General features: G+C 46.8%; 4 protein-coding genes. All 4 read left to right on the top strand.

The genetic code is table 11. The annotated features are described in order from the left end of the window. Window positions 1-71: 71 nt before the first annotated feature. The 4 genes from rpsP (at window position 72) to SFV55_RS10570 (ending at window position 5,120) form a co-directional block, all read left to right on the top strand. Window positions 72-596, top strand: coding sequence for a 30S ribosomal protein S16 (rpsP, locus tag SFV55_RS30190; protein ID WP_413776702.1), 525 nt, complete (start codon window positions 72-74; stop codon window positions 594-596). A gap of 250 nt (window positions 597-846) precedes the next feature. Further along, on the top strand, window positions 847-2,235 hold the full coding sequence (locus SFV55_RS10560) for a hypothetical protein (protein ID WP_320029463.1): 1,389 nt from the start codon (window positions 847-849) through the stop codon (window positions 2,233-2,235). Between the two features lie 235 nt (window positions 2,236-2,470). Continuing rightward, complete coding sequence (locus SFV55_RS10565) at window positions 2,471-4,660, top strand: bifunctional alpha,alpha-trehalose-phosphate synthase (UDP-forming)/trehalose-phosphatase (RefSeq protein ID WP_320029464.1); 2,190 nt, start codon at window positions 2,471-2,473, stop codon at window positions 4,658-4,660. A 100-nt stretch (window positions 4,661-4,760) separates the two neighbouring features. Then, window positions 4,761-5,120: a hypothetical protein gene (locus SFV55_RS10570; RefSeq protein WP_320029465.1), complete on the top strand. Its 360-nt coding sequence runs from the start codon at window positions 4,761-4,763 to the stop codon at window positions 5,118-5,120. Window positions 5,121-5,359 lie beyond the last annotated feature (239 nt).

Below are 5,359 nucleotides of genomic sequence, written 5' to 3' on the forward strand. Positions count from 1 at the left end.
GCGCTCAAGACCTACCGCTTGTTCGTCAAGGTAAGTAGGTTATGGTTTAACCTTGTAATTGTTAACCAACAATGGCTGTTAAAATTAGATTGCAGCGCATGGGCCGCAAAAAGCGCCCATTCTACCAAATTGTGGTAGCCGATTCTCGCTCTCCTCGTGATGGACGTTTCATCGAAAACCTGGGATCTTACAACCCAATGACCAAACCTGCCACCATCGAAATCGATCGTGACAAGGCTTTTGATTGGGTTACCAAAGGTGCTCAGCCTACCGATACCGTTCGTGCGATCCTGCGTTTCAAAGGCGTTTATTACCGCAAGCACCTTATGCGTGGGGTTGCCAAAGGTTCTATGACCATTGAAGAAGCAACGGAGAAGTACCAAGCTTGGGTTGATGCCAAGGAGTCAAAAACCGCTGCTCGTGTACAAAAAACTGCTGACGAGAAAGAAGCTTTCCGCCTGGCAGTATCTGGTGTAGCCAAGGCTAAACCCGTACCCGTAGTAGAAGAGCCAGTAGCTGAAGCTGAAGAAGAAGTGACCGAGGCAACTGCTGAAGAAACTGCTGCTGAAGAAACCAGCGAAGAAACTGCTGAATAAGCAGGGCCATTCAGGGTTCGGACTTAAGTACTGGAACATCAATAATTGTGTTCAGGCCCTTAGACTCCGAACCCTGAATAAAACTCTTGAATCTTTCATTTGGAGATTCGCCCCAAAGGATTTATCTTTGTCCTAACACTGGACAAGATTTGTCCTACCCAACAAGGCTATACTTTAATCATTAATATATCGCGAACCTGGTAGTGCTTTAAGTTGCACTATCAGGTTTGCCTTTAAAAAGAGCAGGCATATGTACGAACTCGATCAGCAATACTTGGAAGACCTGGAAACCATTGCCTCCGAAATTCAAGAGTCTGACGAACTGGCCCGGTACCTGGATAGCGAAGAGGAAGAAGACTTCACGCGCCTGAAAGAGTTATACGAACCACGCATCGCCCATATTTACGAAGCGGTTGCAAAAGACAACCCATTGCAACTCATCTCCTTTGAATTGGTCCTACTCGATCCGATTTTTGAAGGGCTGTTTTTGCCCAAAATTCTCGGTTATTCCGTCCTGCGGGGTGAAATCAACGAGCAGATCAAATATGTACGCCCACAGGAACACTTCAAGGATATCCTGCTGGCCATTTGCAGCTCTACCAATTTTGAAATCCTCAAAAAACGGATTGGACAAACCATCCAGATTGGCTTTGCCCTGAGTAGCGACATCTGGATCACCAACCTGATCAACAGCATCACCAACAAACGCATCCGCTATTACCTGCAAGGGCAAAAACTGGATCGTTACCGTCGGGACAGCGATCGCAAAATTGGTTTGGATCGTTACCACAACCAATTCCGCAACGATCATTTTCATACTGCGGACTTTCCTACCACTGCCGCTGAGCTTCCCGTGTTGTTCAACCCCTTGAAGAACTTTCTGATTCATCGTGCTTCCGTCAAGGTAAACAACTCCAGTTTGTTGGAGCCACTGGACAAGTTCGTAACTAACGAAGCCTTGCAAGGCACCACCGAACACATGCAGGTGATGGCCATCTACGCGATGTTCTACGAATTGAGTGACGCCAGCCGCAAGCAACTGAGCAACATTTTTAATAAAGTTCGGGAAAAAACAGCCGGATTCAGCGAACGTTTCCTGCATTTTTTGATGGAATTGCACCATCATCCAGTGCTCAAAATATTGCCCGAAGCGGACAAAAAAATGTCGGCGATTGTGGACAAAACTTTCAACGACAAGTTAAGCGAATACTATCAACTGCTCGATATCGTTCACGATAAGGGTTACATCAACGAAGAAGCACATGAAGCGGTAAAAGTGTTTTACAACAAACACGAAGGGATGTCGACCATCAATGAGTGTGTGCGGCAAACCGTTTTCCAATATTTCAATCGTTTCATCAGCAACCTGGAAGAGCGCCATTATTCCGATTTGTTCGACATCTCGAAACAATTCCCGATTTACATGCGCATTTTTGTGAACGAACAGTTCAACCAGGGTTTGAAAGACTTGTCCATGCATTTCGTTACCCGTGCACTGGCTCGTTTTATCGACAAGCGGGGTAAGGACTACCAGGACATCAAGAAATTTGTCGGTTCTGCTTTCGTAGATTTCGGCTTCCTCAAGGAAAAAGAAGTTGTTGAAATGTTCAAAACCCGGCGGAAGAAAAAGGCAGAATAAGCCATACGCTTTGAATGAAATAGCTAAAGATATTAACAGGCGGGCCGGATTGCAGGTTCGCCTTTTTCATTTTGGATTTCGAGATTTCGGATTTCGGTCACTGCTTGCGTTCATAAATTTTGATTAATCCTAAGTTGGTTTTCAGTTTTGAAAATTAAGTACGGGATACCCTATAAATGCTAAACGCAAAGCTCCAGCCGAAATCCGCAATCCCGAAATCTGAAATCCTTAATCCATGAGCCGCATCGTCATCATCTCCAACCGACTTCCCGTCACCACTCAGCAGAATGGCGAAGGTCTAAGTTATTCGCCTAGTGCGGGAGGCCTGGCTACCGGGCTCAACTCTTTGGATGATTCCCTAGAACGAGTGTGGGTGGGCTGGCCTGGGGAAGAAATAGTAGACCCTGACACCCAGAGTCGGGTGCGCGAAGACCTCTTCAAAATTGGCCTGGTACCTGTTTTTTTGAGCAAAAAAGAAATTGAATTGTACTATGAGGGATTCAGCAATAAAACCATCTGGCCCCATTTTCACTATTTCACGCAGTTCACTACCTATCAGGATGAATATTGGGAGGCATACAGTTTGGTCAATCAAAAATTTGCGGAAGCCCTCAAACCCATCATTCAGCCAGATGACCTCATTTGGGTTCATGATTACCAATTGATGCTGTTGCCTGCGATGATTCGTGCCTTTGCACCCCAAAACTCGATTGGTTTTTTCCTGCACATCCCTTTTCCTTCTTACGAGATTTTCCGGGTATTGCCCTGGCGCGAAGCCTTGTTGAAAGGCCTGTTGGGGGCCGATCAGATTGGCTTTCATACCTTTGGTTACATGCGCCACTTCCTCAGTGCAGCCTATCGACTAGGTGGGCATGAACATTTGTACGGTAAACTCCGGGTAGGCAATCGCTTGATCAATGTGGACGTTTTTCCCATGGGGATCGATTATGAAAAATACGCCCGGCCTGGCATCGATTTGTTTGCCAACGACGATTCGTTCAAAATCAAACAACTTGGTCGGAATCGGCGCATCATCATTTCCATCGATCGATTGGATTATACGAAAGGTATTCCCCAGCGCATCAAGGCTTTCGAACAGTTCATCGAGCGCTATCCTGAATACATTGGCAAGGTCTCGCTGGTGCTGATTGCGGTGCCATCCCGCTCCAATGTGGACAATTACCGCAAACTCAAACAAAGCATCGATACCCTGGTGGGTAAAGTCAATAGTGCATATGGTACTTTTGACTGGATGCCCATCCAATACCTGTACCGCACCCTGAATTTTAACGAGTTGAGCACCTTGTACCAGGTAGCAGACATTGCGATGATTACCCCCCTGCGGGATGGGATGAACCTGGTGGCCAAAGAGTACATCGCCGCCAAGGATGAACACAAACGTGGCGTACTCATCCTCAGCGAAATGGCCGGGGCTGCCAACGAATTGAGTTCTGCCTTGCTGGTCAACCCGCACGACATCAACAAAATGGCGGAAGTGATCAAACAGGCCCTGGAAATGAATGAAAATGAGCAAGTGTGGCGCATGGAAACCATGCAACAACACATCAAACGTTACAATGTAAAACATTGGGCGAATACTTTTGTGCAGGAACAAAAACGACTCATGGAACAGCAACAAGCCTTTAACAACATGGTACTTTTGCATGGTCCCCACCGCAATACCTTATTGGAAAAATACCGTACTGCTCAAAACCGCTTGATCATCCTGGATTACGACGGCACCTTGATGTCTTTTCATCCCGATCCTCAGGCCGTTGCTCCCGATGCGGATCTGATGCGCCTGTTGAGCCAGTTGAGCAGCATTGTGGGCAACAAATTGATCATCAACAGTGGCCGCGACCACCAGACTTTACAAACCTGGCTAGGGCCACTCGGCATCGATATGGCCGGCGAACACGGCGTATGGATCAAACGCAACGGGCAGTGGAAAATCAATCCAGGCTTGTCCAATACCTGGAAAACGGATATTCGCCCTGTACTAGAGCACCTGGTAGAACGTACTCCCGGCTCTTTTGTAGAAGAAAAAGATTACTCTTTGGCCTGGCATTACCGCCGCATCGACCGCGACCTGGGCGAAAAACGGGTGCGTGAAATCCGCGACGGACTCTTGTACATCACCGCCAACCTCGACTTGCAAGTACTGGAAGGCAACAAAGTAGTGGAAGTCAAACACGCCAGTGTGAGCAAAGGCAAAGCTACCCTGAGCTGGCTCAATGAGCAGGACTGGGATTTTGTGCTAGCCATCGGGGATGATCGTACGGATGAAGATGTGTTTCGGGTCCTGCCGGATGAGAGTTCCTTTACGGTAAAAGTAGGGCTGGAGCAGAGCGCTGCAAGGTACACGCTGGCGAATGTGGAAGAGGTAAGGGGGCTGTTGGCGGAGTTGGTGACGGCGGGGTTTTAGATTTTAGCCCTTGATTCTCAACTTTATTGAATCAATTTTTTACATTTGAAAATACAATCACCTGGCTGCTAGCACCCTTGTCACCTTAAAACCGCAACATATGAGCAAAGCAGCAAAAACCATTTTTTACTTTGGTATCTACCTGGCCGCCCTGGGGCTAACACTCCTCATTGTTCCCAACATGCTCTTGAACGTTTTTAAAGTGCCTTCAACTTCCGAGGTGTGGATTCGAGTGGTGGGCATGTTGGTAATTTTCCTGGCTTATTATTATTTGCAGTCGGCCAAGTCCGATTTGGTTACCTTTTTCCGCATGACGGTTGTTTCTCGCCTGACGGTGATCTTGTTTTTTGGCGCTTTTGTGCTCTTAAAAATGGCATCACCCAATATTATCCTATTTGGGATTGTAGATTTACTGGGCGCCTTATGGACACGCCAGGCCTTACCCAAAAGGAAAAAATAAATAGTATCCGAATGAAAGGGAGCCTGTTATTCATGGGCTTTCTTTCCCAAATCATGCATTTACATCCCATTTTCCCCCCATACGCATTCAAAACGACGCAATACCCATCTTTCGCAAACTTTCTGCGCTGCAAAATGTATATTTGCTGCACTCGATTTTACCGCAACAAAACCGAATCACCTATGCAGCGTTGGAGTATACTTTTTTTTCTTTTGGTATTGACCCTTCCATTCACTTCC

Source organism: Haliscomenobacter sp., from assembly GCF_033763495.1.
Lineage (GTDB): Bacteria > Bacteroidota > Bacteroidia > Chitinophagales > Saprospiraceae > Haliscomenobacter.